Source organism: Sulfolobus acidocaldarius DSM 639, assembly GCF_000012285.1.
Classification (GTDB): Archaea; Thermoproteota; Thermoprotei_A; order Sulfolobales; family Sulfolobaceae; genus Sulfolobus; species Sulfolobus acidocaldarius.
This window is the reverse complement of the sequence record NC_007181.1, coordinates 686,259-712,511: the sequence shown is the minus strand read 5'-3', so window position 1 is coordinate 712,511 and position 26,253 is coordinate 686,259. Positions and strand designations below refer to the sequence as shown.

General features: G+C 34.9%; 28 protein-coding genes, 1 tRNA gene and 1 pseudogene. 16 read left to right on the top strand and 14 right to left on the bottom strand.

Going from position 1 to position 26,253, the window contains the following annotated elements; all coding sequences use genetic code 11:
* Nucleotides 1–6: 6 nt before the first annotated feature.
* Entirely contained in the window at nt 7–1,194 is a 1,188-nt protein-coding gene (locus SACI_RS04225; protein ID WP_011277752.1) for a mandelate racemase/muconate lactonizing enzyme family protein, read from the bottom strand.
* 86 nt (nt 1,195–1,280) lie between these two features.
* Here SACI_RS04225 and SACI_RS04220 point away from each other — a divergent pair, with 86 nt between their 5' ends.
* On the top strand, nt 1,281–2,162 hold the full coding sequence (locus SACI_RS04220) for a serine/threonine protein phosphatase (protein ID WP_011277751.1): 882 nt from the start codon (nt 1,281–1,283) through the stop codon (nt 2,160–2,162).
* Between the two features lie 55 nt (nt 2,163–2,217).
* Here SACI_RS04220 and SACI_RS04215 read toward each other — a convergent pair whose 3' ends face one another.
* Together SACI_RS04215 and SACI_RS04210 are read right to left on the bottom strand one after the other, a co-directional pair.
* The gene (locus tag SACI_RS04215) at nt 2,218–3,699 is read right to left on the bottom strand and encodes an ammonium transporter (RefSeq protein WP_011277750.1); all 1,482 of its coding nucleotides are present in this window, start codon (nt 3,697–3,699) and stop codon (nt 2,218–2,220) included.
* 279 nt (nt 3,700–3,978) lie between these two features.
* Nucleotides 3,979–4,284, bottom strand: coding sequence for a winged helix-turn-helix domain-containing protein (locus SACI_RS04210; RefSeq protein ID WP_015385514.1), 306 nt, complete (start codon nt 4,282–4,284; stop codon nt 3,979–3,981).
* A 699-nt stretch (nt 4,285–4,983) separates the two neighbouring features.
* Between SACI_RS04210 and SACI_RS04205 the strand changes: the two genes are divergently transcribed.
* Entirely contained in the window at nt 4,984–6,189 is a 1,206-nt protein-coding gene (locus SACI_RS04205) for a hypothetical protein (protein ID WP_230937968.1), read from the top strand.
* A gap of 249 nt (nt 6,190–6,438) precedes the next feature.
* Nucleotides 6,439–7,557 carry an ATP-binding cassette domain-containing protein gene (locus tag SACI_RS04200; protein WP_011277747.1) on the top strand — a complete coding sequence of 373 codons (1,119 nt, stop codon included), beginning with the start codon at nt 6,439–6,441 and terminating at the stop codon, nt 7,555–7,557.
* Here SACI_RS04200 and SACI_RS04195 read toward each other — a convergent pair.
* From SACI_RS04195 to SACI_RS04175, 5 genes are all read right to left on the bottom strand, one after another.
* Complete coding sequence (locus tag SACI_RS04195) at nt 7,507–8,163, bottom strand: hypothetical protein (RefSeq protein ID WP_015385513.1); 657 nt, start codon at nt 8,161–8,163, stop codon at nt 7,507–7,509. The genes SACI_RS04200 and SACI_RS04195 overlap by 51 nt on opposite strands.
* Nucleotides 8,163–8,720: a hypothetical protein gene (locus tag SACI_RS04190; RefSeq protein ID WP_011277745.1), complete on the bottom strand. Its 558-nt coding sequence runs from the start codon at nt 8,718–8,720 to the stop codon at nt 8,163–8,165. Before SACI_RS04190 ends, SACI_RS04195 begins: the two co-directional genes overlap by 1 nt.
* Nucleotides 8,721–8,751: 31 nt before the next feature.
* Nucleotides 8,752–10,527 (bottom strand): AAA family ATPase, encoded by a 1,776-nt coding sequence (locus SACI_RS04185; RefSeq protein WP_011277744.1) that lies wholly within the window; start codon nt 10,525–10,527, stop codon nt 8,752–8,754.
* 62 nt (nt 10,528–10,589) lie between these two features.
* Nucleotides 10,590–10,868, bottom strand: coding sequence for a hypothetical protein (locus tag SACI_RS04180; protein ID WP_011277743.1), 279 nt, complete (start codon nt 10,866–10,868; stop codon nt 10,590–10,592).
* 26 nt (nt 10,869–10,894) lie between these two features.
* Nucleotides 10,895–11,404, bottom strand: a complete 510-nt coding sequence (locus SACI_RS04175) for a TRASH domain-containing protein (RefSeq protein ID WP_015385512.1) — start codon at nt 11,402–11,404, stop codon at nt 10,895–10,897.
* Nucleotides 11,405–11,534: 130 nt separating this feature from the next.
* Here SACI_RS04175 and SACI_RS11610 point away from each other — a divergent pair, with 130 nt between their 5' ends.
* From SACI_RS11610 to SACI_RS04165, 3 genes are all read left to right on the top strand, one after another.
* Entirely contained in the window at nt 11,535–11,702 is a 168-nt protein-coding gene (locus SACI_RS11610; protein ID WP_011277741.1) for a YHS domain-containing protein, read from the top strand.
* Entirely contained in the window at nt 11,695–13,920 is a 2,226-nt protein-coding gene (locus SACI_RS04170) for a heavy metal translocating P-type ATPase (protein WP_011277740.1), read from the top strand. The genes SACI_RS11610 and SACI_RS04170 overlap by 8 nt, the downstream gene beginning before the upstream one ends.
* Nucleotides 13,921–14,062: 142 nt before the next feature.
* Nucleotides 14,063–14,986, top strand: coding sequence for a zinc metalloprotease HtpX (locus SACI_RS04165; protein ID WP_011277739.1), 924 nt, complete (start codon nt 14,063–14,065; stop codon nt 14,984–14,986).
* Nucleotides 14,987–15,619: 633 nt separating this feature from the next.
* On the opposite strand, the gene SACI_RS04160 is transcribed toward SACI_RS04165, so the two are convergent.
* Entirely contained in the window at nt 15,620–16,483 is an 864-nt protein-coding gene (locus SACI_RS04160; RefSeq protein ID WP_011277738.1) for a glycosyltransferase family 2 protein, read from the bottom strand.
* Between the two features lie 19 nt (nt 16,484–16,502).
* Between SACI_RS04160 and SACI_RS04155 the strand changes: the two genes are divergently transcribed.
* Both SACI_RS04155 and SACI_RS12210 read left to right on the top strand, forming a co-directional pair.
* Entirely contained in the window at nt 16,503–17,570 is a 1,068-nt protein-coding gene (locus tag SACI_RS04155; protein ID WP_011277737.1) for a glycosyltransferase, read from the top strand.
* A gap of 584 nt (nt 17,571–18,154) precedes the next feature.
* A pseudogene (locus SACI_RS12210) lies at nt 18,155–18,244 on the top strand (integrase); the annotation flags it as partial.
* A gap of 84 nt (nt 18,245–18,328) precedes the next feature.
* Here the strand turns inward: SACI_RS12210 and SACI_RS04150 are convergent.
* Both SACI_RS04150 and SACI_RS04145 read right to left on the bottom strand, forming a co-directional pair.
* Nucleotides 18,329–18,419 (bottom strand) — tRNA-Glu (locus SACI_RS04150).
* Nucleotides 18,420–18,538: 119 nt separating this feature from the next.
* Complete coding sequence (locus SACI_RS04145; RefSeq protein WP_015385510.1) at nt 18,539–18,808, bottom strand: TIGR00304 family membrane protein; 270 nt, start codon at nt 18,806–18,808, stop codon at nt 18,539–18,541.
* Between the two features lie 108 nt (nt 18,809–18,916).
* Between SACI_RS04145 and SACI_RS04140 the strand changes: the two genes are divergently transcribed.
* Entirely contained in the window at nt 18,917–19,840 is a 924-nt protein-coding gene (locus SACI_RS04140; protein ID WP_024083452.1) for a transcription initiation factor IIB, read from the top strand.
* A 109-nt stretch (nt 19,841–19,949) separates the two neighbouring features.
* Here the strand turns inward: SACI_RS04140 and yciH are convergent, their stop codons facing one another.
* Complete coding sequence (yciH, locus tag SACI_RS04135; protein WP_011277734.1) at nt 19,950–20,249, bottom strand: stress response translation initiation inhibitor YciH; 300 nt, start codon at nt 20,247–20,249, stop codon at nt 19,950–19,952.
* Between the two features lie 87 nt (nt 20,250–20,336).
* On the opposite strand from yciH, the gene SACI_RS11605 reads away from it, so the two are divergent.
* Nucleotides 20,337–20,483: a DNA-directed RNA polymerase subunit P gene (locus SACI_RS11605; RefSeq protein WP_011277733.1), complete on the top strand. Its 147-nt coding sequence runs from the start codon at nt 20,337–20,339 to the stop codon at nt 20,481–20,483.
* On the opposite strand, the gene speB is transcribed toward SACI_RS11605, so the two are convergent.
* Nucleotides 20,461–21,351: an agmatinase gene (gene speB, locus SACI_RS04130; protein WP_011277732.1), complete on the bottom strand. Its 891-nt coding sequence runs from the start codon at nt 21,349–21,351 to the stop codon at nt 20,461–20,463. The two genes, SACI_RS11605 and speB, sit on opposite strands and share 23 nt — an antisense overlap.
* A 40-nt stretch (nt 21,352–21,391) precedes the next feature.
* Here speB and glyS point away from each other — a divergent pair, with 40 nt between their 5' ends.
* The 6 genes from glyS to SACI_RS04100 are packed head-to-tail and all read left to right on the top strand — an operon-like array spanning nt 21,392 to nt 25,525.
* Nucleotides 21,392–23,116 (top strand): glycine--tRNA ligase, encoded by a 1,725-nt coding sequence (gene glyS / locus SACI_RS04125; protein WP_011277731.1) that lies wholly within the window; start codon nt 21,392–21,394, stop codon nt 23,114–23,116.
* Nucleotides 23,109–23,477 (top strand): hypothetical protein, encoded by a 369-nt coding sequence (locus SACI_RS04120; protein WP_011277730.1) that lies wholly within the window; start codon nt 23,109–23,111, stop codon nt 23,475–23,477. The genes glyS and SACI_RS04120 overlap by 8 nt, the downstream gene beginning before the upstream one ends.
* The gene (locus tag SACI_RS04115) at nt 23,474–23,872 is read left to right on the top strand and encodes a hypothetical protein (RefSeq protein ID WP_011277729.1); all 399 of its coding nucleotides are present in this window, start codon (nt 23,474–23,476) and stop codon (nt 23,870–23,872) included. Before SACI_RS04120 ends, SACI_RS04115 begins: the two co-directional genes overlap by 4 nt.
* Nucleotides 23,873–23,896: 24 nt before the next feature.
* On the top strand, nt 23,897–24,529 hold the full coding sequence (locus SACI_RS04110) for a DUF47 domain-containing protein (protein WP_011277728.1): 633 nt from the start codon (nt 23,897–23,899) through the stop codon (nt 24,527–24,529).
* Nucleotides 24,530–24,538: 9 nt separating this feature from the next.
* Nucleotides 24,539–25,084: a tRNA-intron lyase gene (gene endA, locus SACI_RS04105; RefSeq protein ID WP_011277727.1), complete on the top strand. Its 546-nt coding sequence runs from the start codon at nt 24,539–24,541 to the stop codon at nt 25,082–25,084.
* Nucleotides 25,085–25,129: 45 nt separating this feature from the next.
* Nucleotides 25,130–25,525 (top strand): hypothetical protein, encoded by a 396-nt coding sequence (locus SACI_RS04100; protein WP_015385509.1) that lies wholly within the window; start codon nt 25,130–25,132, stop codon nt 25,523–25,525.
* Here the strand turns inward: SACI_RS04100 and SACI_RS04095 are convergent.
* A complete protein-coding gene (locus tag SACI_RS04095) occupies nt 25,488–26,150 on the bottom strand; it encodes a UbiX family flavin prenyltransferase (protein WP_011277725.1) in 663 nt (220 codons plus the stop codon). The genes SACI_RS04100 and SACI_RS04095 overlap by 38 nt on opposite strands.
* Nucleotides 26,151–26,253 lie beyond the last annotated feature (103 nt).

Here is a 26,253-nt window from a genome sequence, read left to right as displayed (position 1 = left end):
CAAAAATTAACTATATCTTTTCCATGTTCCCTTTACAACCCAAACAGGTTCCTCTGAAACCTCTATTTCTTTTGGTTCTGCTTTCATATTCTCTATGGCTTTCTCATTTACACTAACTCCAATTCCAGGTTTATTAGGGACATTTACGTATCCACCCTCAACTTTAGTTTCATCATACACTATATCCCTCTTCCACCTAGGGAACCAATCATAGAAATTCTCTAGGAAATAAAGGTTAGGCGCAATAGCTGCTAATTGTAGGGAGTAAGCGTTCTGTATTGAACCAAATGCATTATGAAATGCTATTTCAACGTCGAACGCTTCTGATAAATGTATAACTTTCCTGCCCACTGATATTCCACCTATGTTGCATACATCAGGCTGAACTATATCAACTAAGCCGTCTCCTATATAATTCGCAGCTTCCTTAACTCCAATTAACCTTTCACCTAGCGCTACTTTTAATACTGTGGCTGATTTGTATTTTCTTAAACCTTCTATATCTTCATGATGAACAGGCTCCTCCATAAAACCTGGATTATAATTCTCTAATCTCTTGGCTATCAATATAGACGCATTTGCATTAAATCTACCATGATGCTCAATTAAAATATCCACATTCTCACCTACTGCTTCTCTGACTGCTTTTACCCTCTCCTCAGCCTCTTGTAATCCTTTTTCGTCAATTGAATTAAAGTATGGACCAAAAGGATCAAATTTTAGAGCTTTATAACCCATTCGTATAACATTTTTAGCTTTTTCAGCAAAATCCTCTGGTGAAACTGCGTCTTGATACCATCCATTTGCATAAACAGGAATCTTATCCCTCACTTCGCCTCCTAGTAATTTGTATATTGGTGCTCCTAACTCCTTACCTAATATGTCCCATAATGCTTGATCTATTGCACTGGTTGCTGTGGCAGATTCAAAAGACCTCGGTAAGTAGAAATCTTGTCTGTACCACTCATGATAATTCTTCTCAGGCTCCTCTGCTTCCTTTCCTAAATAACCCTTAGATACCTGTTTTATTGTATTATAGACGTTTATGACCCTAAGAGTAGGCACTGCTTCTCCAAATCCAACCATACCATTTGATGTCACTACCCTTACCAATATCATAACCGATGCCCATGTTGCACTGCCTTTTTCAGTTTGTGCTAGGACTATAGGTTCTATTTGGGAGATTTTTGTCATACAATATCTTAAACAAATAACTCTAAAATACCTTCATCAAATAGGGCTATATAATTTTTAAATAGAACACAATATACCACAATATTGTGAACATTGAAGAAACGTATGAGTTGTTAGAAAAATCAAAGGATATATTTAGACAGCAAGGACCATTTATTGGAGAATATAAAGAAGACAAGGTGGTTTTCGTTGGAGATACGCATGGTGCAATTAATGTAACCGAATATGTATTTAGAAAATTTTACGATAATGTTGATTTGATTGTGTTCCTAGGAGATTATGTTGATAGGGAACCACAGACAGGTGTAGAAAATCTAAGTTTAATATTAAAGAAATTAATAGAGAGTGATGAAAATAAGGGCAAAACTAAAATAGTGGTACTTAGAGGGAATCATGAAAGTCCACTTACAAACTTTCATTATGGATTTTTTGAAGAACTAAAGATTAAAACTGAAGATGCAGAAAATGCGTATGAGAAGTTCCGAGATCTGTTTTCATATATGCCTTACTCAGTCCTAGTTAATGGATATCTTTGTATGCATGGAGGTTTACCTGCAACATTAGAGGGCGATAGACTAGGGATCACGACAGTTGAAGATATAGCAAAGTTAAAGTATCCAGATATAAACCCAGATGATCCTGTAGGTTTACAGATATTATGGAATGATCCAAGAGATGGACTACTAGATATAGATTTCTTACCCAGTATTAGAGGTGAAGGAATATACTATTTTGGGGAAAGAGTGACAAATGAATTCCTATCCTATAATAATTTTAAAGGAATAATCAGAGGACATGAAGCAGTTGACGGATTTAGAACTAACATGAACGGCAAAGTTATCACTGTATTTTCTAGTGTATATCACGGTCAAAGATCAGGTATTTTATATCATGATTATAATAATAACAAATTCGTCCGTATATATATAAAAATGGTGAACGATCAACTAATAGAAGAGATAGTATAGCAGACAAAAAATAAAAAGACGTGAATAATTTTAGTGTAAAATAAAAAATCCATTACTACTTATTCTCGTTCTTGCTCTCTGGTTTCTGTTCAACTACTAATTCCTTTTTATCTTCTTTTGCTTGATTCGGTAAAAGGTCAGAATATGCTACTTCACCATGCATCAAATAATCACCAACTTTTAACTCAGCCTCGCTAGCCCTTAAAGGCACGAATAGACCTATCAACTTCAATAGACCATATGTTACAAAGAACGTATATATGGTGACTATTAACGCAGCAAAAGCCTGTATTCCAAGTTGATATAAGTTTCCATAAAGTGCTCCAGTTAACCCGGGTAAAATATATTGGCTTACCGATGGGTCAGCGAGAACACCTGTCAACAGACCTCCAACTAATCCTGCTATTCCGTGAGATGAGAATACACCTAATGTATCATCTACTCTTAATTTAGGTTCAAGTTTATACAAGGATAGCCATGGTAGACTACCTGAAGCAATACCTATTATTATAGATCCCCAAGCATCAATATAACCAGCAGCGGGAGTTATCGCAACTAAACCCGTAATTGCGCCAGTAGCAGCTCCAACTAATGTGGGCTTTTTAAAGAATTTCATATCCATTATTATCCATGTTATTGCACTTATAGCAGCAGCTAGATCCGTATTCAATACTGCAATTGCCGCGTCAATTGTAGCTCCTCCTGGATCGCCACCATTAAATCCGTTCCAACCTAGCCATATTAAGCCTGTTCCAATCAGTATTAAGGATAAGTTATGGGGTTCTAATTTCCTTTCCTCTGCTAATCTAGGACCTACTGCTAACGCAGCAGCTAATGCTCCAATACCTGCATTAAGATGTATTACATAACCTCCTGAAAAATCAACAGCGCCTAATTGATTTAACCAACCGCCTGCGAATAACCAATAAGCTAATGGACTGTAAACTAAAAGGGACCATACAGGAACAAATATCATCCATGCCTTGTAGTTGATTCTTTCTATGACACTACCCACCAAAAGAATAGGAGTTATTGCCGCAAAAACAAATTGGAATATTATATAAGTCGACATAGGTATGTTTAGTGGTGTTCCAGAAGGACCGTATACTGCTTGTTCAGCCATATATAAACCCTGCCAAGCTGGTACAGGATAACCTAGAATTCCCAAACCCTTAATACTTAGTAATGATGGATATCCGAATCCGAAATTGAAGCCTGCTATTATCCATACTAATAGAACCGCAGCAAAAGCGTAGAATATTAGAAACATGGTATTTACAGTATATTTCTTTTTAGTTAATCCTGCATAAAATAAGGCTACACCAGGTATACTCTGAAGACCTACTAAGGTTGCAGCTATCAACATCCATGCATTACTACCTGTATCTAACCAAGATGGAACAGATGAAGAGGGATAGCTTTGTAAATTTGGGGGAATTGTATTGGTTGTATCTGCAGATACTGATATAGAAAAAAAGATAAATAATAATATAGTGAGCAATAGTATTTTTGGTAAATATGATCCACGTCTATTCATTTCTTATTAAGATGAAGTTTAAATTATATTTAAATATTTCCATAATCTGTATTAAAATCTTTTAACTATTTGTAGTTAAAAAATAACACAGTGAGGTTTTAATAATTATAAATTTTAGCCTATTTTTAAACAGTTTTAAGTGGCTTCACTCAAAGTATAAACTTTAAACAACCTATTTTTTATCTAACTACAAAGGTTTGCATTACATTAAGAAGTTTTATATAAGGAGACAAAAAATAAAAACTTTAACGTTTTATTTAAAAATTAGGTTTTATAATTTTAATCTTCGCCGTAGATATCTTTAATTTGCGATGTTACACGATCAAGAGCTGTCTTCTTATCCTTATATTCTTTTAACAATTCGAGTAATTTTTTACCCTTGTCTGTTAAGTAGTAAAGACCGTCTTTCTGAGATATTAATTGTTTCTCTACTAGTTTGTTAATGTAATTGTTTGTTAATTCGTAGCTTAAATTAGCTTTATACATTAGCCAAGTTTTCTTTGCACCGTTTTCGCACTGTGCAAGAATATCGTGGATTATTTCATATCTAGTCCTCTTTTTTCTTCCAGTAGTAACTTCCGCCATCAATATCTAATAGTCAATAAGAAACTTAAAAATTTTACTTCTAATGTATATGTCCTTCAAATACAATAAGATTGATGTCATTTTCACTTTACGATTCATTATATACAAAATCGAACTGTGAAGTAATTAAAGCAGACATCTTTTGGACTTAATGCTAATTATATCCTCTTTGTAATATTTATTACTATATGTCACTCAATAGAGAAAGGACTAATATGATTTTTAAAAATTTTGATGAATAATGTTTATCTAATATATGAAAATATGTTGAAATCTTGAATTCGATTACTCTGAGCTTTTAAAAACTATCAAAATCTTCCTTCCTTAATAATCTAAAACTATATCTCCTATATTCATATAAACTATTTACGAAGTTTAGGAAAGCATACAGATAAATGAATAAAAGTAATTATTTACGTAATAGATAATCAATTAGTTCAAGGTAGTAAGAGTAGAGGCTTTGTTATTATTTGAAACGAGAAACCTACACATTTAGAATGAGTCACTTATAAATAAGAATTATTTACCTCTCAACTTATGAAAAGACGCTGTAAGTTTGTTCTTGTGAAAATTGTGAAACAACCTGTTTAAGCCAAGTGAACTCTATATTACACATATGTTCACTTATTTTAAGTCAAGAGTTACTTGCCAAATAGAGCAATAAATGTATTAAACCTAGTTCACTGGATTTTTGTAATAATGAAGGCATTTGATTTACTGATCTATCTATTCGAGCACATAAAACCAGGTTCACTAATAGCAGTTAAGACTAGGGATAATTTTACAATATTAATTAAGAAAGAGGACGATTACACAGTGATAGCATCTATATGCAAAGAGAACAATATGAGGAAGTTTAAGGAGGTTTATAATAAAGCAACAGTCCACAGGGCTGTCCTGGACCTTCTATCACAGATCTCAGATTATCTACAAATTAACATTGATGAACTAGAAATAACTAATAATCTTGAACTACAAGAATGTCAGCCAAAGAAGGAGACACCAAAGAAGGTAGTCAAACACAAAGAGAGAGTGGAAGATCTAATTGTAAAAATGAAGGAATTACCACCTGAATATGATATAATTCCTCTCTTCACTAAGGAGGGTAAATTAGTATCATTGGTACTTCAAAATCTATGCTTAGTATACATTGATAAGATCGTAAAAGGAATTTCGCATATCAGAAACGATACAATAAGTAACCTATCAGCAGATGTAAAAGCCATTAATTACGTACTATCTACCATAAAATTCGATCTACAAAAAGGTAATCCTATTTCATCTGTCGATAATTTCACTTTCTTTACAGCAATGTTCGTAGACATGGGAGAAATTGGTCATGACGTATTTTTAGGAAGAAAAATGAGGAAAAGAATGGGAAAATTTTTCACAACGAATAGTAAAGGTAACCTAAGACCAATTCAATTAGAATTCCTGGATTTAACTGATAACAGTAAAAACGAGCTATACATTGGCTATTTTCTTCATGACGGCGAGAAGTTCATCAGAATAGGTGGATATAATTTATTTGAATATCACGATAAAGGACTCTTTACCATAAATCAATACTTACTTTCCTCATTCACGGTCACGCAGTATAATTTTAGTATTGACTATCAGAGCTTTGATAAATTACTTAGTAATTTCGTAAACACCGTTATTTCTAAAGGAATAGGGAGTAAGTATGTTAAAGACATATTTGAGTTGGAGAATCTTCTCTATGACGTAGAATGTGTAAGAAGTGTTACAAAAGAAAAGATAGAAATAATAGACCCTATATCGATGTGGTATTATAAGACCAGAGGAGAGGACGTAAAGCTTTGTAATGACTGTGAAGTAAGTGATAAGGTAAACCTTTGGAACAAGATCATTACAGTAAACTGGTTCAAAGAATTTCTAATCTAAACTCCATGAGATTGTAGTATCTCACATATTTGAATACTAAAAAGTGCTCTCTTAAAACTCTACTGTTTTTAATGTATTTTCAATTCTTGTTTAATCATAAGTTGGTAAGTCTATATAGGAATTCTAATTGGTAATTGTCCTAATTTCACTTATCAAAAATAATATTTAATTTACTAGAACGGTCAAAGACTAATAGATATTAACAAAATTCATATACGTTTACAGCTACTAAAAATAAGCAGAATTACGGTGCTATCGATAAATGATACATTAGTTATCGATGATAATGACATAGTAGGATTAGTGGGTAAAAATGGAAGTGGAAAAACAACCTTGATAAAGAACGCTTTGTGTCTTGGACAAAATAGGTTTAAGATTATTTTAGATGGGGATGATTTCTGCGAGCACAGAGAATACTCTAAATTAACTGGGGTTTTCCAAGAGCCAGCAACACAGATTCTGGCTTTAACTTGCGAGGAAGAGCTTAAATTAAGATCATTATTCCATACTATTGATTTTAATATAGCAAAGAAAATAATGGAAAATTATATAAATAGGGATTTTTACACTCTATCTGACGGCTACAAAAAGAGGTTTGTAATCGCCTCTGCTTTGTCTTCAAATCCTAAACATATCTTGCTAGATGAACCTTTTGCTAACCTAGATAAATATTCAACAAAATTAGTGAAGGAAATAATACCGAAAGGCTCTCTCATAGCTGAGCACAGAATAAAAGAAATAAGGGATCTTGTATCTAAAGTCTATCTAATAAAGGAAATAAATAGAATTGTTGAAATCGAAAAAGAAAAATTGTATGACGAGAAATTTCTTAGAGAGGAAGGACTTAGAGGATTTAAGCTACCTGAGATCAACATTAAACCTAAAGATAAAGTAATATTCGAGTATTCCTGGATTAAATTGAGAGAAGGAGAAATATTATGTCTGGTCGGGAGGAACGGAGTCGGAAAAACAACTACATTAAAGAAATTAGTGAATAAGGTTTATATTATATTTCAGAACCCAGACTTGCAATTTTTTAAACCTAGGGTAATTGATGAGGTTAAAGATGAGGAAGCTTTGAGACTTTTTAAGATAAAAGATCTTGCAGAAAAGAGTCCTTTCACACTGAGTTATGGTCAAAAGATGAGAGTACTTATAGCTACGGCTTTTGCATCAGGCTCCAAGGTAATTGGTTTTGATGAACCTAGTGTTGGAATGGACGGCGAAGCACTATTGAGCTTTTATCAAATGGTAAAAATCTTGAAGGAGGAGGGAAAAGCTATGATAATAGCAACTCATGATGAGGATATATTATCATTATGCGACAAAGTTGTAAATCTGGAGGAAATGAGGATTGTATACACATGAAACAAGCAATACAGAGACTGATGCTATTAGTAATAGAATATCAATCTTCCTAGGTTTAAAATTTCTCTTCCTTATCAAGTTTCCATATAATTTCAAATTATAAGATACGTAAAGATCTTCTGCGACCTTTATAGTCTGAACAGTTAAAGGAAGAACATAGTTTGAGAAGGAAAATCTAACCTTTCGTGCTCTCATGTTAAAAATTAATTCTCTACTTACTCTGTAGAAGAATGGAATGTAAGCGATAGAGATCACTAATGGAACTCCTTTACTACCTAGCGTATCAATTATTGTACTATAATCTATCTTTTCAGACAATCCAATAAAAATATTTACATATGATAAAACTCTAAACGTAAATATTAGAAAATTTTCCCTATTTACTACATATAACACAATATACGAGACGATAATGACTAAAAATTCAATTAACAATAATTTTCCTCTCTTTAATGTAAGAAAAACACTAAATAGGAATGGTATGATAGAAATTGAAAATGAAATAGAATAAAAAATAAAAAATACTGAGAAGATGGAGTAAAAGAAAGATAACTTACCATCAGCGACCTGCATTATCCTCATCTTCTCAGGAGCAAGATCATTCATCAAGATTTCATTATTCCTGAATTTATTAAGTAAGAACCAATCTTATAAGATATATATCCCATAATTGCACTTTCTACGAAATATATCACTCCAAATATTACATAAGCTAGCAATAGGCTACTAAATGGTACAGAACCATAAATTCCTATAAGTATACTCCCAAAAAATACACTGAGAACACCTATAAGCCCGCCAACCACTGTTGTATTTATCATTACAGCCCTTAATCCTCTGTATCCTATAGCCCACGAGATTACTTCATCTATTACTCCTGAAACTAGAAATGTAGGAACCATAAATAGGAGTGCAGGACTAGTAATATAATAAAGAAGAGAATTTATCAATGCTAAAAGAATAATACTATATCTCTTATTCATAGCCTGTAATCCAATTGATATAAGTATTAAGGGTACAGTCAGCGTAACTATGGGATCTAAGAAAGATCCTAAAGCGTAAACTGATGATCCCACAGCTAATATTGCAGCGGTCACATATGACGCTATAGAGAACACTACACCATATATTATTGCACGTCTATCATTAAATACAGTTTTCATGCATAAAACTTAATTTCCGATAATTTAAAAATTACCTTTCAACTCTGAATTGTTCATACATCTTTAGTAATTCTACATTTACACTGGGTTTAATGTATGCTAAAACTCTTACAAAATCATCAAAGTTTAGGCTTGTCCTTATATTTCCCGTGGAGGTAGCTTCTTTTAACAGATTCCTTCTGATTTCATCTACTACAAGTTTAAGATCTGCTGGCGTATAATTGTTCGTCATTCTCGAAACTTTATTAAGTATTTCTTCATCAACTGACAAGCCTTTAGTGAGAACTTTAAGTACCTTCACTCTCCCCTCATAGTCAGGTGGAGGCACATAAATAATCCTATCAAATCTACCTGCTCTAAGTAAAGCGGGATCCAAATCCCATGGTCTATTTGTGGCACCTATAATAATCACATCCTCGTTCTCCCTAATCCCATCCATTTCTGATAAGAGCTCGGTCAATGCGCCTCGCCACTCATTCTCACCTCTAGTCCTAGCTATCATATCTATTTCATCTATAAAAATTATAGAAGGAGAGTTATCCTTAGCGATATGAAATTTTTCAGCTATAAGTTCGCCTGCTTTAAAAGGACCCACAGAAGAGATCTCGTCTCCTGAAACGACAATAAAAGATGCCTGCAACTCGTTTGCAAGCGCCTTTGCAATACTGGTCTTACCTGTTCCGGGAGGACCATATAACAGAATGCCTTTTACAGGCTTAATTCCCAATTTATTTGCTATATCTTTGTTTTTCATAGGCAATTCTACTGACTCTCTAATTACTTTCTTTATCTCGTCAAGATCTCCTAAGTCGTCCCATTTTATATTAGCTATGCCATAAGGCTTTTCTCCCAATTTATGCCTTGAGTATTTCTTAGATAAATTTTCGAATTTTATCAAAGTCTGAATAGATACAGAAGGCTTGAAATTATCCAAATACCTTATGAAATCTTGCGTGGTTGGCTCTCTCCCCTCTTTACTACATTCTATACTCACACTCTCTACTATCTCTTTTATATCTGCAGGAGATAGTCTATTACTCTTATTTGCTAACAACTTACAATCAACACTCAAACCCTTGGTGTAGCCTAACCATATCTCTTCTCTAGCCTTCTCATCTGGTAAAGGTACATAAATTATTTCATCGAATCTTCCAGGTCTAAGTAATGCTTCGTCTATCTCCTGTGGCAGATTAGTGGTGCCAATTATGATTACTGGTAGTCTCTTGTCGTGAATATCTTGTAGCCTGTTAAGGAGTATATTCACAAGTCTATGCGTTACTTCATGAATATCCCCTTCTCTCCTTAAAGTGAAGCCGTCTATCTCATCTATTACAATAATAGCAGGCACATTAAGCTCTACTGTATTAAAGAAATTTTCTAATAAAAATTCACTCTCTCCGTACCATTTACTAAGTATATCGCTACTTCTTAACTCAAAGTAATTCCACTTTAAGTTGTTGGCTAAGGCTTTTGCAATACTGGTCTTACCTGTTCCGGGAGGACCGAAAAGTATTACGCCATATGCCCTTTTCCTTGACATGACATAGTTTGATATATCTAGAAGTTTTTGCTTTAGTTCTTTCATATCATATATTTGCTCCCATGAAACTGAGGGTATATTTCTCATCTTAGCCTCCAATTCTTTTTTCCTGTTACCAACTCCAATTCCCATTCGCCTCATATAATACACAAAGAATAGTATTGGTATAATGAACAGTAACACCTGAATTGCAAGGATTATATAACTAGAATAATCACTCAATAAGGTAGGTATTGCAGTAGTATTAGTATTGTTAGATACCACCATATTAAATTAAAAATACTATAAGAAAAATATATATCTTCAGCGAGTAACCGCATCCTCACCTATCAGGCTCCCCTAAAATTCATCATTTCAGTTATTTTTTTATAAGTTCCAGTAGAAATGTTAGAATAAACTTCTTCAGGGACTATTAAAATTGTGATATTTATCTCATTAGTATATTTATAAATTTCGTCTAACACCTGATCTATAATTGCGGAGTTTTTCTTACAATTTACCTTACCCACACCTATTAAAAAGTAGTTTCCGTCATTGTCTACAAACAATCCAGCCTTCTCTACGTATTCTGAAAATTTCAATAATCCAGCTTCAATTGCTTTATCCATTATAATTCATTTTAGTTTAGATCGTTTTAAACTTGACTAGTACTTAATTTTTTTCTCAAATGTTCCTTGCATGTATTACAACAAGTGTAGTAAATCCTTCTTCTAACCTTTAAAGTAATAGGAGTACCCTTTATCTCACCACCACAATAATCACAGTATAACCCTTCCTTAATGACCTTAGTTGAGTCCACTTTATCCACTGCTAATAGGTAATTCTTTATCTTGTTCTGCTCAAGAATCTGCTGTATATGATCAAAACTACCTCTAATAATCGAAACAGACCTCCCATCTATGAGCTTGTAACACTCCTTGGAACCCTTCAAACATTCTTTGGATATAGCAAATACTGCTAATTCTCCTTCTTCCCAATATTCCACAGAAAATTTAATGTTTTTACTTCTAAGTGATTTGATCGTCTTAGCTATTGTGGCTCTACTCACTTGTAACTCTTTAGCTATACTACTTGCACTCCTCCTAGAATCTTCTTTAAGTATATTAAGAACCTTATACTCTAATGGCGTTAATTTAACAGCCATAATAAATAATATGCTTTGTATCTTAAAAGCCGACATTAAATTTACAAAGTAAATTACACTGCGTTGTTTTTAATGTTAATGTGGATAATGTCAACGATATCTATTTATTTATTGTTAGCGAGTTAATCTTATGCAAATAGATCCAGTCTGTGGAATGGAAGTAGAAGAAAATAGTCAATATAAAAGCATGTACAAGGGAAAAATATATTACTTCTGTAGTCCTCACTGCAAGAAAGCATTCGATAAAGATCCTCAGGAATATTTAACCAAAGGACCAAAAGGCATGCCAGATGCCTAACTATAGAATCTCCAAAGAGGAAGAATTAAAAGTAGTGGGTATGCATTGTGCTACGTGTGTAGAAACTGTCACGAAGGCTATATTGAGTGTCCAAGGTGTAAAAGATGCTTCAGTTAACCTTACTTCAGGAGAGGCTAAGATAGTAATCGAGGATAACAAAAAACTGAAGAACGTTATACAGGCTATCAGGAAAGCAGGCTATGATATAATAACTCAAGAGTTTATTATGAAATTAAATATTAATCAGGACGAAATAGGTAAGGTTAAGGATATAATAGAAAATATCGATGGAGTCATTTCCGTAAAAGTTGGAATGGAAAGAGTGATAGTTGAGATAAATCCACTTAGTGTATCACCTGAGGTAATATTAGACGAACTAAATAGGAAAGGATATAAAGCAAATATTGAAACAGAGAAAATAGCCAAAAAATCTGAATATAAAGATTTTTTAGTCAGATTATTAGTAGCCGTATTTACTACCTTACCCCTTTTGTTCATAAACAATATAGTTCTCCAACTCGTATTGTCTATTCCAACTCAATTCTATTCGGGATACCCATTTCATAGAGGAATGATTAGAGCCATAAGAAACAGAACTACCAACATGGACGTTTTAGTCTCCTTATCTTCTAATACAGCATGGATCTACAGCCTAATCCAGATTTTTATTGGAAAAGAGCCTTTCTTCCTTACTTCCTCATCACTAATTACATTTATACTTATTGGAAAGCTTCTGGAAGCATTCCTGAAAGAAAAGATCAGTGAGGATGTCATAAAACTAACACAAGTGAAAGCAAGAAAAATTGAGAATGGAAAAGAATACGAAATTAACTCTAACGAATTAAAAGTGGGTGATTTGGTAGTCGTAAAAACCGGTGATATTATACCCGCAGATGGTGTGGTTGAGAGTGGTGAGGCTACTGTTGACGAGTCCATCTATACAGGAGAAGCGTTACCAACTACTAAAAAGAAAGGTGACCCAGTTATAGGAGGATCCATAGTTCAAACAGGCGCGTTAACGGTATACGTCACGAGAAGTGGCAACAGGGCATATATCTCTCAGGTGGTAAGTGCAATAAAAGAGGCTGAATTTACCAAATTGCCCATTCAAAAATTAGTTGATAAAGTATCATCTATCTTTGTACCGTTTGTAATAGTAATTTCAGTTTTATCGTCAATTTTTTGGTACTACATTTTTCACGCTGACTTTACATTCTCTCTATTAATAGGAATAGCAGTTCTCGCGTCTGCATGCCCATGTGGATTTGGACTCGCTACACCTACTGCTATAATGATAGGCATAAGAAAACTTGCTAAGACAGGTATAATTGTAAGGAATGGTGATGCTCTACAGAGGCTAAATGAGACCAAGAGAGTTATTTTTGATAAAACTGGTACGATAACATCAGGGAAAATAAAAATCATAAAGACTGAGGGAGATATACAACTAGCCTCAGCATTAGAAAGTCTTAGTAATCATCCCATTGCAAAAGCTATAGCCCAGTTACATTCAGATATGACAGAGAAGAAGATTGAAGATTTCACTGAATTCCAGGGTCAGGGAGTTTACGGTAAGGTTAACGGACATGAAATAATCGTGGGGAAAAAGGAATTCGTATTAAACAATTGTCAAACTGATGAAATCGTGGATGATGCGGACATTCTTGTGTGTAAGGATGGTAAGTTAGAAGGAAAAATTTGGATTAGTGACGAAATTAGACCCGAAGCAAAAATGGTCATAGAGTATTTGAAAAAACATGGTTATGACGTAGAAATAGCTACTGGAGACTCCAGTAAATTTGCAGATGAAGTAGCTAAATCACTAGGTGTAAAATTACATAAAGGACTCTCAGCAGAGGAGAAAGCAGAATTAGTCAGGGAAAAACCTACAGTGTTTATTGGTGATGGTGTAAATGATGCTATTGCATTAAAAGAATCCCACGTTGGAATTGCTATTTCTTCAGGAACTGATATCGCAAAATATGCAGGAGATATAATAATTTCCAATCTCTCACAACTTCCCTACCTACTAAGCCAGAGCACTAGAATAGTAAGAAAGGTTAAGGAAAATGTATTATGGGCTTTAGTCTACAACATAATATTAATGCCCCTAGCTGCTGGTCTCCTTTATCCTCATATTTACATATCTCCTGAAATTGCAGCTCTAGCGATGTCAATGAACAGCGTAAGTGTTGTTTTATGGAGTCTCGTTCAGTGAAACTTATATGGAAAGCTTACCGTGAAGAAATACTGTATATAATAGCAACACCAAAGGATTGAATTTCATTTCTATCCCTGTTTGACTTAAAGCAAGACTCTTGAATAAAAAATATAATTTAGAGGTTTACTAAAAACAAACCGTGAACGTAGGAAGAAAACTTAAAACATTAATGTTCTTGTCAGGAACATTGACTATAATCGCTGAGGGAATTATAACATATCTCATTGTCTCAATTATTGGTATCCCTACAATATTTACTGCCATTTTTTTAGTTATCTTATGGCTAATACAATGGCTAATAGCCCCTTATCTAGTAGGGAGAAATACGGAAGAAGTAGGTCCTGGTGACCCATTGTACGAAATTGTGAGAAAAATAGCTATGGAATCAAAAGTTCCTACTCCTAGAGTCTTTATATCATATGAGGAGTATCCAAATGCCTTTGCATTTGGTAATTATATAACAGGAAAAAGAGTAGCAGTTACTAAACCTTTACTAGATATATTAAACCAAGATGAACTTGAGGCTGTGTTAGCACATGAAGTTGGACATATAAAACATTTGGACGTAGAAATTGGAATGGCACTAGGTCTCATACCTACTATAATAGGATACGTAGGTAACTTTCTATTATTTACAGGTTGGACATTATTATTCTTCGCAGGAGATGAAGTAGAGTTAATTTTAGGGCTAGCTATGCTCGCAATAGGAGGTGTGCTATTCGTACTCACTTTCTTATTACAAATATTTGTACTTTGGTTCAATAGATTAAGAGAATCCTTTGCTGATTTCCATTCAGCAACACTTTACAAAGATAAAGCACCTTATCTAGCTACTGCTCTGGCTAAAATTCAGATATATGCCCAAAATATTAGAACAGATCCGTTTACAGGAATTATAATAACCGCTCCGCCAATAAAGCTAAAGGAGAACGAAAGAGATGCAGAAGAGCTAGTTATGAAATGGTTACACGAGCACATATCCCCATTTGCAGATATACTAATGACACATCCTCATCCTGCAAAAAGAGTAAAAATGTTGTACAGTATATTACAGGGAACTTAAGGAAATAAGTTTAGAGTAGTTTTAAAATACATTCGGCTTAAAATATTAAAAATAAAGCTGATAAGTATATCAAGAGACCGAATAACACTAGAAATAACAAATAACTGTATAAGACGTAGCTTTGCTTGTATCTACTCGTCTTAGCGGAAGGAACCTTCGGAATCACTCAAGACTATGAAAACTAACACCAATCTTGAGTATCTAGCTTAACCTAAGCGGATAAAAAGACATATGTGAAACTCAAAGTAAGAAACAGCATAGAATATCCAATTTCCTAGAAGAGGAAAAACTAGCTGAAGTAGCTAGTCAAGTAGTCAGTATGGCTAGAGAATTAATTTCTCCCTCCAATTATAATAACTTTTAATTAGTTAATTAGAGTCCCTAGTGACGGGTATGCCTGTAGTCTACTATAACATACCTACCGTCAAAAGTGCATATAATAATCTTCCTTGTATTTGTTAGAGAGTTTGATGAAAGGACACGGCTGACTTGAAATGCTCTTAACTTCCTGGAAAAATCAGGAAAAATAGATCTAGGGTGAGCGAAACATCTAGCCTGTTAACCTCAACTTAAAACTAAACTCAAGTTGGGATAAGGTGACTACGACATCGAAAAGACTAATTCTTAAGTATACTAATCCTTAAGAGCACTGACCAGCCCATATGGCAGAGAAGTTACTAGAGCCAGTCCAGGGATAAGATTTAGAAGGAAGCTCTTGACGCCACCGTAATACTCTATTCCATATGCTATTATTGGAAGGTAGAGTAGCCAAAGTGGAGCGTATATTACTCCTAGAACTCCCACTAGAAAATAGCTTCCATAGTAAGAATAACCTGTAAGAAACGTGAAATCAACTAACCCATCCCTTATTAGCCTCATATCATACTTGGATCTCCAAAGGTTCCTCTTTGCCTCCTTCAGGGAAGACCTGAAGTCTAGCCTAGCGTGGGTAGAGTTTAAATGAAGACATCTTCCTTCAGTTGGCTCAGCCTTAAAACCTAATTTTCTAAGTTTGGCATAAAGCCATATGTCTTCGTCCCTCTCGTACCTCTCATCGAACCCTATATCCTTAACCTTAGAAGAGAGGGCTGAGCACCCTAGATTGGGATTATTCTCACCTGGAGCGAGCGGTTTCATAATGTCGTTAGTCGAATATGCGTAATGCATCCAGGTAAAGTGTACACCACTTCTTATTTTCTCTACTAGTCTCTGGCTCCAATCGTATGGAATAACAACGTCACTATCTAACATGATGATCACGTCGTCTTTTGACAAGGATAACATGATGTTTCTTAATTTAGCCATATTTATTTTTCTCATCCTGGGTCCCTTGATGTACTCGACGGCGAGAGAACTAAGATAATCGCCTAGGTCGGGTCTCTCACTATTATCGTATACCACTACCCTGTCCACCTTTTGTCTTAGGGCTGAACTTACACTTTCTCTTACCCACTCTAGCCTGTCCCCTGGTCCAACAGGAATTATAATCTCTACCATTAAATTAAATTTAGTGAATATGAGGTTAAAAATTGCGGTAATAGCACACGGCATTGGTATGAGCAAGGGGTATAGTGGAGAGGGGAGGGTATATAAATCATTTTTCAAAATGCTGGAGGAGAAAGGGGTCGACTACTTCTCAGTAAGTTTTGCGAAGCCCTTAGTTCAAGTAAGGAACCCAGTTTATTTGGTTCCCTTCTCGATTCCCAGATTTGATAAATATCAACGATTGTTAACATATTTCAGTGCTAAAAAGGTCAAGGTTAGTTTGGACGCATTTCTTAACGCGTCTGGAGTTCCTATTCCCCTTTCTAATTTCGCAAAGCATATAATATATGCAGGAGCTCCTGCAATCTCAGATTTACCTAGTAAATATTCCTCTGGTCTCTGGAAGATCTACCTGTTACCCTTTAAGGGAATTCTTTCGTCCTTAAAAGACGAGGCTAAGAAAGCCAGGTTTGTGGCTAACTCCTGGTACTCCGCTCAAGCTCTGTCCAAAGTCTATCAGATAGAGGTCAGGGACGTAGTATATCCACCAGTGGATGTCGAAACTTTCTCAAGTGCGTATCATGAGGGAGAAAGGGAAAAGTTCTTCTTGACTGTGGGAAGAATAGAAAGGGGTAAGATGTTGGAGAACGCTGTATTAGTATCCGCTCTATCTAAGGTAAAAGGAGTAATTGTCGGGTCTCTCAGAGAAAAAGGGTACTACAACAAGTTGTTGAAACTTTCCAGAAAGATGGGTGCAGACATTCACATCTTGACTGACCTTACACCCCAAGAATTAGTTAAGCTCATGAGCAGGGCATCTGTGTATTTCCACCCTACCCTGGGAGAACACTTTGGAATTCCAGTTGTTGAGGCAATGTCAGCAGGTCTAGTGCCCGTTGTCCCTGAAGAGAGCGGAGCTAAGGAGGTTGCACCTGAGTTTAAGTATAAAAACGTAGAGGAGGCGAGTAAACTAATCAAGGAAGCAATGGAGGTCGATAGGAGATTCAGGAAAGAACTCCACGAAAGGGCAACCGAGTTCAGTGAAGATAAATTCAGGTCAAAGATGTGGGAGTTCATTGAGAAAGAGTTGACTAGCTAAAAATGAAAATAGATTAAGAATTATGGATACGTTAGCTCGATTAACTGATCTTTTCTAGCCAAAGAAGTTTTTAAGTGTGAGAGAAATTCCACTGACTCTTAAGGTATCTCTGCCCAAATTAATAGGGCTTTATCATCCTTTTGACAAACTTGTATCAAAACCCTTTCCTTTTACGTCCTGCAGTGACTAAAAATACTTAAAGCAACTTTATCGACGTGCGTTACGAAACAATAGTGTAGACTACTTATCATTAGTGACGCCCAGAATAAGAATAAACTAGAATATTAGAAAGACGTCTATGTCAAATATGATTTCATAAGCTTTCAAAGTTGAGGACAAGTTTTGTAAACTCGTTTTCCTTGACTAGATGAGAAGTGATTATATATCTCTAAGGACTTAACAAAAATATTTTGCCGAGGTATTTCTATTAGATCGATAATTTTACGATAAACCTCCTAGTTTATCACCGAAAATTATAATGATAATAAACCATATTCTTGACGAGATTTTCCTCTTCTTTGGATTGCTGAGATATTTTGCGATAGAGAATGAATATATAAGTGTGCGTGTAATATTGTAATTGAATGCCTAACTTTTACGTCTCTTCTAAATTCTATATAAAAGAGATTAAGGGGAAGCATTATGTCTATATCACAGAGAAGGGTCGAGACGGTAAGGAAAGGCAAAGTTACGTTGGTGCCTTAGATAAGATCATAGAAACTTATATGGGGATATTAGGGGAAAACCACCTAAGAGAGTGCCGCGGCCGGGATTTGAACCCGGGTCACGGGCTTGAGAGGCCCGCATACTACCGGCGCATTAAGCTTGACCGGGCTGTACTACCGCGGCGAGATATATTAAGCCCAATGAATTAAAAAGATTTACGTTAGGATAGAAATGCAGATTGAGAGGAAGAGTTAGCTATTGTGGGCTCATAAGTAAACCTAATTAAAATGAAATTCTGCCTCTTAATTTCTTTGATTTTTCCTAAGGAGGATAAATGGTAATACATAAAATAGTATTGCTATTATTGTCAGTATTATCCCAAAGGTCATAAGTTGTGGAAATAACGCTTGATTTCCACTTCCAAATACTATAGGTATAGGTCCTATAAGGATAAAACCTCCCACATTACTACTAGTTGTACCTGACACTTGGGGGGATGATAATACTTCTGAAAATGCTAGTATTATAGCGCCAATAAATACCAGACCAAGACCTGTTAATATAAGTCTCATGTTCACTTCGATTTCCCCTTATATATTCTTAAGGAGCAAAAAACTTAAATATGTTTCTGTAGACGATATAAAGAGGGTTTTTAAAATTTTTGTATTTTGGGTGGTGAAATGGTAGAACAAAGTAAGGTTCCTTCTTCCTCCCTATGTCCACCTGACAAGATAATATTTGATGAAGAACGTGGAGAATATATTTGTACTGAGACAGGTGAAGTAATAGAAGAAAGAATAATTGATCAAGGTCCTGAGTGGAGGGCATTTACTCCAGAAGAGAAAGAGAAGAGGAGTAGAGTAGGTGGACCTTTAAATCAAACAATCCATGATATGGGAATATCTACTGTTATAGATTGGAAAGACAAAGATGCTATGGGAAGGTCTTTAGACCCTAAGAGGAGATTAGAAGTACTAAGATGGAGAAAATGGCAGATAAGGACAAGGATTCAATCCTCAATAGACAGAAACCTAGCACAAGCTATGAACGAGCTTGAGAGAATTGGTAATTTACTCAATTTGCCTAAAGCAGTTAAGGACGAAGCTGCTCTAATTTACAGAAAAGCCGTAGAGAAAGGACTAGTCAGAGGAAGAAGTATTGAGAGTGTCGTTGCAGCTTCAATTTATGCAGCATGTAGAAGAATGAAAATGGCTAGAACACTAGACGAAATAGCCCAATTCACTAAGGCTAATAGAAAAGAAGTTGCCAGATGTTATAGGCTAATACTGAGAGAATTAGACATAGAGGTACCAGTTAGTGATCCTAAGGATTACGTTACTAGAATAGGTACTCTATTAAGTTTAAGTGGTATAACAATGAAGCATGCCGCAGAGATAATAGAAAAGGCTAAGAATTCAGGATTAACTGCTGGTAAAGATCCCGCGGGTCTAGCGGCTGCTGCAATTTATATAGCAGCATTATTGAATGATGAAAGAAGAACACAGAAGGAAATTGCACAGGTAGCTGGCGTAACGGAAGTTACGGTTAGGAATAGATATAAAGAGTTAACTCAAGAATTAAAGATACAGATTCCAAGTCAATAAACGTAATAAATAATTCCCTTGAACTAGACACTTTCTTTGTCCTGAATTATAAACTATCTGTATATGAGAATATTTCTTACCTCCTTTTTGTTTTTATTCTATTTCATTTTTATTCTATTACAAGAATATTTGATTCAGGAAACCCCATTTTAATTAACAGCTCTTTAACTCTATCCCTATGATCTCCCTGTAGTTCAATTTTCCCATTCTTAACAGTTCCTCCTGCAGCTAACTTTGATTTTAGTTCTGACGCTATTTTCTTTAATTCAGTTTCATCATTTGATATTCCCTCTACAATAGTTACCTCTTTCCCGTATCTTCTCTTTTCAACCTTTATTTTTATAAATTGTTCCTCTTTTGTTAATTGCTCACATATATCTGGTGGCAATCCTCCACATAGATCAGACATTTTCCAAGAAAATTTATGACAATGGGATTTTTCAACTTTTCTACCAAATAGTTAGGTTTAATACCCCTTACAAAAGTATAACAAAATATGGCAAAGTACAGATGTGGAAAGTGTTGGAAAGAATTAGATGACGACCAGCTAAAAACACTTCCTGGCGTAAGATGTCCATACTGTGGTTACAGAATAATTTATATGGTTAGAAAACCTACCGTTAAGATAGTGAAAGCGATTTAAATATTATAGATGCTGTTTCAAGTATAAATCTAGATGCTAAGACACTAGTTATGTTGGATGGGTCGTGAGGTGGCGATATTTCCACCACATCAAACCCAACAATTCTTTTATCCGTAACCATATTAACTATTTCTAGAACTGTAGTAGGATCTAATCCTTCGGGCTCTGGAGTTGCCACTCCTGGAGCGTATGCAGGATCTATTCCGTCCATATCATAAGTTAAGTATATCCTCTTACATTCCGCTAATCCCCTTTTTACCTTTTCAGCAGTGCCTCTAATTCCTAATAAATTGACTTGCCGAGGATTTAGATACATTATACCCTTTTGGTTTGCATATTCGAGTTCCTCCTTAGATACTGCTCTGGTACCTAGCTCAATAATCTTTACTCCCCTTTCAGAAATCCTTCTCATTACACAAGCATGATCGTACTTATAACCCATATATTCGTCCCTAAGATCTAGATGAGCATCAATGCTCAATACACAATCTGCATTTGTTCCTTCAGTTGTACCCACTGTTATACTATGCTCTCCACCTATACTTACAACAATTTTCCCCTTCTCGGAGAAGTAAGAAACTACGTCTTTTATGCGTTTTATATTTTCTTCTACATTTGATGGATGCATAACAATGTCTCCTACATCACTAAATCCTATTTCACCCATATCTATTCCAGTTCTCATGGAATAAAATTCTATATATTGTGCAACTTCTCTGATTACTGAGGGAGCGAATCTGGAGCCTGGTCTAAAACTGCTTGTAATATCTAGTGGTATTCCTACTATTACAAAAGGAGATGTAGTTTTATTGAAACCTGCAAACTGCCTTGAACTCTCGTTGAGGTACAAAAGCCTTGAATCGACCATAATAGAAGTTTTTTATCCTCTTTAATATGCTTAATCTTGTATGGCTGATCTACAAACAAAGGTTATCGAGCTTGCCAGAAGAAGAGGAATTTTTTGGCCTTCATATGAGATATATGGAGGCGTAGCCGGACTATATGACATAGGTCCTATAGGGGTTAGAATAAAAAATAAGATAGTAGACCTTTGGAGAAAGCATTTTATCAAAGACAATTCTGACTTTGTTGTAGAAATAGATACACCAGCTTTAACGCCGTATAAAGTACTAGAAGCCAGTGGTCATGTGGATAATTTCACTGATCCAGTGGTTGAATGTAATTCATGCCATAATGTATATAGAGCAGATCATTTGGTGGAAGAAATAGCCAAGGTCACAACTGAAGGTCTTCCTCCTTCTGAGTTAGACAAAATAATTAGAGAGAAAGGAATAAAATGTCCTAAATGTGGTGGAGAGCTCGGAGAAGTCAGACTATTCAACTTATTATTTGAAACCAGAATAGGTCCTTATTCCACAAATAAAGCATTTTTAAGACCAGAAACAGCTCAAGGAATGTTTACATCGTTTAAGAGAGTATATGAAGCATTTAGACAGAAGTTACCAATAGGTATTGCACAAATCGGAAAAGTAGGTAGAAATGAGATCTCCCCCCGACAAGGACTCATAAGAATGAGAGAATTTACTATAATGGAAGTTGAATTCTTCTTTGACCCAAATTCAGACGTAGAACCTCCCTTAGATAGATTATACGATCTAGAGATTAACATTCTCAGAGGAGACGACAAAGCAAGAGGCGAAGAGAAATATACAAAATACAAGTTCAGTGAAATAGTTAATGAGAAAATAGTTATCAACAAATGGATGGCTTATTGGATGGGTATTGCTTCAAATTTTGTCAATTCACTAGGCATTTCGTCATTCTACTTTGAGGAAAAACTACCACATGAAAGAGCGCATTATTCCAAACAAACCTTTGACCAGATAGTAGTTATCGATAACGTAAAAGTTGAAATCTCGGGTCATGCATATAGATCTGATTATGACTTATCAAGACATTCAGCCTATAGTGGACAAGATTTGAGTATTTTCAAAAAATTTGATACACCTAAAATTGTTAAGAAGAAAACATTAATATTAAACAAGGACTTAGTTACAAAAGAAGGAAGAGATTTTAGTAAAACAATCATGGAAATAATAAATACTAAAACCGTTGAAGAAATAGAAAGAATGATCCTCAATAAGGAGAAAGTTCTAGGTAAAGACATAGATATGTATGTGAAAATAGTTGAAAGGGAAGAGAAAATCAGCGGTGAACGTGTTATCCCTCATGTTATTGAACCTTCATTTGGTGTCGAGAGATGCCTTTATCTAACACTCCTTAACTCCTATATGGAAAAAGATGGTAGGATTATACTTTCACTTCCAAAGAGACTTTCACCATATGATATAGCTATATTTCCGCTTCTTGAAAAGGATGAACTGATAAAGAAAGCCAGAGAAATTTACGATTCGTTAAAGGAAAGATACGATATAATCTTCGATGACAGTGGTAGTATCGGAAAAAGATACGCCAGAGTTGATGAAATCGGTGTGCCCTACTCAATTACCGTAGATCCTATGACATTGACTGATAATACTGTAACAATAAGAGATAGGGATAGTTGGCAACAGATAAGGGTAAATATAACTGACCTAATGAACGTATTAGATAGGTTATTTAAAGGTGAAGATTTTAATAAGCTAGGCAAATTAGTTAGTAACAATGAGTAAGGAAGACACTGATAAGGAGGAAGTAGAGGAGAAAAATAAGAAAGTAGATATAAAGTCGCTTGTGAATATAATTCCTCCTGCATCTTCATTAAGAAAAGAGAAGACTGAAGTAAAGGAAAAAAGAGTAAAAATTAGAAAGAAGACTGAGGTTGATGCTGGAACAGTTATTATATCGTCAAAGTTAGCAAACGAAATAAACGCTAAAGATGAAATAGAGATTTCTGTTAAAGGAAGAAGAAATAAGTTCAAGATAATTGTTCAAGATAATGTTCCAGCCACAGAGATTTGGAGTAATAGTGAGGATATGCTGAAATTGGGATTAGAGGATAATAGTACAGTAAGTGTGAGGTCATCTAAATGAGCCAAAGCGATATTGAAGTTGGAAGAGTATTACTGTATTTCGAGAGAGTAATAGAAGAACATAACAACACATTAGATAAATTAGAAAATTATGCCCAGATACCAGAACTGGACACAGAAAAAATAGATGTCCTTATAAGGAGGCTAAGGAGGACAAGGAAGGAAATCCTTCAAGGAATAGAAACCATTTCAAATTATGTGGAAAATGTTAAAGACACTAAGCTAAAAGAGGAAGCTCTAGGCTTAATAAATTACTTCTATGTAGTAGGTCTTGAGGACGAAGAAAATGTCCTGAGAACACTTAAAGAAAGAAGTGCTTCTACTGATCAGAATATAGACAAAGATATCGAAACAATATCAAAAATCAGGGGCTTAATACTAAAATTCATTTATTAACCATTAATCAACACTACTGAGTGAATGAGTTTACCAGAAGTCTCGATCGAAGAACAATTACAGTACATAGCCAACCAGATATTAGACCAACTGAGAATATTATATCAACAATTTACCGAGAACAACGCTAACCATACTCAAGTCTACTCTAAAATAGATGGAATAAAATCGTCCGTAGAAGATTTGAAATATAAGTTGGGAGAATATATATTTAGAGTAGCAGAAGGGATAAATAACAAAGAATTATACTTAGATATTTTAAGTGATTTTGAGAAAATATCACAAAATATAAGCGCGGCGTCTTATAGATTTGGAGTTTTGAATAACGTAATTAAAGTGTATGATAATGTACTTCAAAATCTAAGTATTACAATAACAGAAAAATTGATTGCAGCGTTAATGAATACTATAGAAGCCATACGCTTATTATCGGTAAGTTCAAAAAAAGCATCAGAGAAAGCTAGAAATGTAATTAAAATCGAGGAAGAGGTAGATGATCTGTATAGGAATTTTGAGGTTAAACTTTTCGAAAGAGAACAAAGTGGTATTGCTTATATTTTACTTACTAAGGATGTTGCAGATAGGTTGGAAGATTGCGCAGATCTATTACGAAATGTAGCAAATAGTATACTTTATATAAGCTTTCTAAGAGAATAGGATGATTCAATGATCCAAGGGGAAATATTAGGAGATAAAGTGCTAATTAATGATGTAGAGAAAGCTAAAGAAATATACAAGCTGGGATATTACGGCAAACCACTAGATATAACAAAGCCTAAAAGCCCTGAAGACATAAAAAAACCTCTTATTCTATCTCTTATAGAAGCCCTGTATCTCTCAAAAAAGAAAATTATAGAGGTTATAAGAGATGGTAAAGTGATCGATGACGCACTCTTATACAAAATCGGGATGGAGAATATACCCAGGTTTGAATTATTATATACTGTATATGAGGATTTAAGAGAGAAGAAGTTTGTGGTCAGGTCGGGGATGAAGTATGGTGCTGATTTTGCAATTTATACAGTAGCGCCTGGTCTTGAACATGCGCCGTATCTCGTAATAGCAATAGACGAAGAACAAGAGATTTCACCGAATGAAATTCTAGGTTTCGGAAGGGTTTCGCATAGTACTAGAAAAAATTTAATCCTATCTATTGTGAATCAAAGGAATAGGAGCATAAGGTACATAATGTTTAAATGGTTGAAATTATAAAATTATTATGAAGTAGCAGAGATTTCATGGGTGATATAAGGTTTGGTGATAAGAGATAACGCCCCTAAGCACGAAAGGACTGACTTTGGGCTACAGGAACCTAAACCTACACCTTTAGGTGAAAAGTGTAATTACCTTTGCCCATTTTTCAGATGTAATAAAAAAGCATTAAGTATACAAAAGAAATACATTAAAGGTACGCCACAGAAGATTGGCTACTGTATGTGGGTTGGAGACGTCTGTATTACAGGAGAATGCCAATATGCTTATTGTGAAAAGAGAGCTTTGTTACCCGGAAACAAATGCGCTTTTGCAGTCAGTAAGAAGAATGGTGAAAATGAGGATATGGAAAAGGAACTAAGAAAGAACAATGATTATGATAGTAAAGTCAAAGAACTACTATCTAAGAAACTTGGTCGCAAGGACGTTGATCTGTTTTAGAAGAAGTATCCCAATGTTTATACAAGTTATTCTCTATTCCAAGCATATCTAAGATTTTTCCCACTATAAAATTCACTAAATCATCAAAGGTTTTTGGATTATGGTAAAATCCGGGTGATGCAGGTAATACTATTGCACCTGCATTAGTTACCCTTAAAGCGTTCCTTAGCTCTACAGCCCCTAGGGGAGTTTCTCTCAAAACTAATACCAATTTACCCTTAATTCGTAGAAAGTTTAAGGCTGTACGAGATATTAAATTAGAAGATAAACCATTAGATATTTCCGCAAGAGTCTTAATGCTACAAGGAACTACAACCATTCCCAGAGATTTAACCACATGACTAGAACTAGAGGGTGGAGCATCTATTTCTTCCTCCCTATATATTTTACCGTCTACAAATTTACTAATTGTAGAAACTAAATCTAAACCACATTCTTTTTCAGCTACTTTTATAGCACCATTCGAGATAATAATTTCTTGATCGTAGCCTAAATTATTCAAAGTTTTTACTGTTCTTATACCATAAATTACTCCACTAGCACCTGATATGCCTACTACAACATTCCTCCTTTTTTCTTTGCTCCTCTCTGTTGTTCTTGACTCTTCAGCCAATCTCTCACCCACATATTGTAACACTGCCTGCTACAAAAAACCCATGGTTTGTTATTACAACAAGTCTTGACCACAATAGGTTCATTATTTATGACTTTACCGCACCAACTGCACC

Excerpts from the sequence above, each read along its gene's own strand:
- endA (WP_011277727.1), top strand. The coding sequence starts at position 24,539 with ATGATCCAAGGGGAAATATTAGGAGATAAAGTGCTAATTAATGATGTA.
- SACI_RS04180 (WP_011277743.1), bottom strand. The coding sequence starts at position 10,868 with ATGGATAAAGCAATTGAAGCTGGATTATTGAAATTTTCAGAATACGTA.
- SACI_RS04190 (WP_011277745.1), bottom strand. The coding sequence starts at position 8,720 with ATGAAAACTGTATTTAATGATAGACGTGCAATAATATATGGTGTAGTG.
- SACI_RS04195 (WP_015385513.1), bottom strand. The coding sequence starts at position 8,163 with ATGAATGATCTTGCTCCTGAGAAGATGAGGATAATGCAGGTCGCTGAT.
- SACI_RS04205 (WP_230937968.1), top strand. The coding sequence starts at position 4,984 with ATGAAGGCATTTGATTTACTGATCTATCTATTCGAGCACATAAAACCA.
- SACI_RS11610 (WP_011277741.1), top strand. The coding sequence starts at position 11,535 with ATGCAAATAGATCCAGTCTGTGGAATGGAAGTAGAAGAAAATAGTCAA.
- SACI_RS04120 (WP_011277730.1), top strand. The coding sequence starts at position 23,109 with ATGAGTAAGGAAGACACTGATAAGGAGGAAGTAGAGGAGAAAAATAAG.
- yciH (WP_011277734.1), bottom strand. The coding sequence starts at position 20,249 with ATGTCTGATCTATGTGGAGGATTGCCACCAGATATATGTGAGCAATTA.
- SACI_RS04110 (WP_011277728.1), top strand. The coding sequence starts at position 23,897 with ATGAGTTTACCAGAAGTCTCGATCGAAGAACAATTACAGTACATAGCC.
- SACI_RS04210 (WP_015385514.1), bottom strand. The coding sequence starts at position 4,284 with ATGGCGGAAGTTACTACTGGAAGAAAAAAGAGGACTAGATATGAAATA.
- SACI_RS04175 (WP_015385512.1), bottom strand. The coding sequence starts at position 11,404 with ATGGCTGTTAAATTAACGCCATTAGAGTATAAGGTTCTTAATATACTT.
- SACI_RS11605 (WP_011277733.1), top strand. The coding sequence starts at position 20,337 with ATGGCAAAGTACAGATGTGGAAAGTGTTGGAAAGAATTAGATGACGAC.
- SACI_RS04215 (WP_011277750.1), bottom strand. The coding sequence starts at position 3,699 with ATGAATAGACGTGGATCATATTTACCAAAAATACTATTGCTCACTATA.
- SACI_RS04115 (WP_011277729.1), top strand. The coding sequence starts at position 23,474 with ATGAGCCAAAGCGATATTGAAGTTGGAAGAGTATTACTGTATTTCGAG.
- SACI_RS04185 (WP_011277744.1), bottom strand. The coding sequence starts at position 10,527 with ATGGTGGTATCTAACAATACTAATACTACTGCAATACCTACCTTATTG.
- SACI_RS04140 (WP_024083452.1), top strand. The coding sequence starts at position 18,917 with ATGGTAGAACAAAGTAAGGTTCCTTCTTCCTCCCTATGTCCACCTGAC.
- SACI_RS04155 (WP_011277737.1), top strand. The coding sequence starts at position 16,503 with ATGAGGTTAAAAATTGCGGTAATAGCACACGGCATTGGTATGAGCAAG.
- SACI_RS04160 (WP_011277738.1), bottom strand. The coding sequence starts at position 16,483 with ATGGTAGAGATTATAATTCCTGTTGGACCAGGGGACAGGCTAGAGTGG.
- speB (WP_011277732.1), bottom strand. The coding sequence starts at position 21,351 with ATGGTCGATTCAAGGCTTTTGTACCTCAACGAGAGTTCAAGGCAGTTT.
- SACI_RS04145 (WP_015385510.1), bottom strand. The coding sequence starts at position 18,808 with ATGAGACTTATATTAACAGGTCTTGGTCTGGTATTTATTGGCGCTATA.
- glyS (WP_011277731.1), top strand. The coding sequence starts at position 21,392 with ATGGCTGATCTACAAACAAAGGTTATCGAGCTTGCCAGAAGAAGAGGA.
- SACI_RS04225 (WP_011277752.1), bottom strand. The coding sequence starts at position 1,194 with ATGACAAAAATCTCCCAAATAGAACCTATAGTCCTAGCACAAACTGAA.
- SACI_RS04170 (WP_011277740.1), top strand. The coding sequence starts at position 11,695 with ATGCCTAACTATAGAATCTCCAAAGAGGAAGAATTAAAAGTAGTGGGT.